At 56.0% G+C, this 625-nt stretch carries 1 protein-coding gene; it reads right to left on the bottom strand.

The features are described 5' to 3' along the window. Positions 1–624 (bottom strand): major capsid protein (locus tag DEO48_RS05345; protein WP_258306059.1); only part of this gene is annotated, 624 nt, incomplete at its 3' end. Between the last annotated feature and the right edge of the window lies 1 nt (position 625).

A 625-nucleotide genomic window follows, 5' to 3' on the forward strand; every position in this document is an offset into this window, starting at 1 on the left:
CGCATTGGTGAAAATCAGGTCAGTGGCCACCGCTCCACTTTTTTGCAGAATGAGTGTCTGCCAGCGCTCAATATCCTGCGTGGGCAGGTTATTGGTTGCGCCGGCCGCAACGGCCAGCGGCCATTTGTCCGCACCAGAAAGTGCGATCGTCAGTGCCGGATCGCGCTGGAAATCAATGACCTCAGGGTCCAGTCCCTCCCCCACAACGGTAATGGTGCCGGTCATCATTGCGTTGGCGGCCATCCACTCCTGTCGGCGGTTCAGAACATCCACCTGATCGGTCATCTCAAACATCATGTTTAACGCGGCTTTATCTGCCGCCGGAATATTGCCGCCAATCTGCTCACCAATCTGGCGGCGGATAGGCTTACGCAGGTCAGGAACGCGCTTGTCCTTAACGTAAGGCGGTTTAAACACATTGGTCTGATAACGGCGGCTCTCTACCAGCTTGCCGGCCACCAGCGGGGAACAGAACGGGGCCATACGACGGCGGCCCACATCCACATCGATGGCGACAAACTCAGTATCCGACTCAATGACGTTCGGAAAGAACTTATCCAGAAGAAAGTTCTGGGACGTCATCAGGTTCGGCACCACCTCGACCAGCGTCATGGTGTCGTAAATA

The sequence above is a fragment of the Enterobacter sp. CGMCC 5087 genome, assembly GCF_003144775.1.
Classification (GTDB): domain Bacteria; phylum Pseudomonadota; class Gammaproteobacteria; order Enterobacterales; family Enterobacteriaceae; genus Enterobacter; species Enterobacter cloacae_M.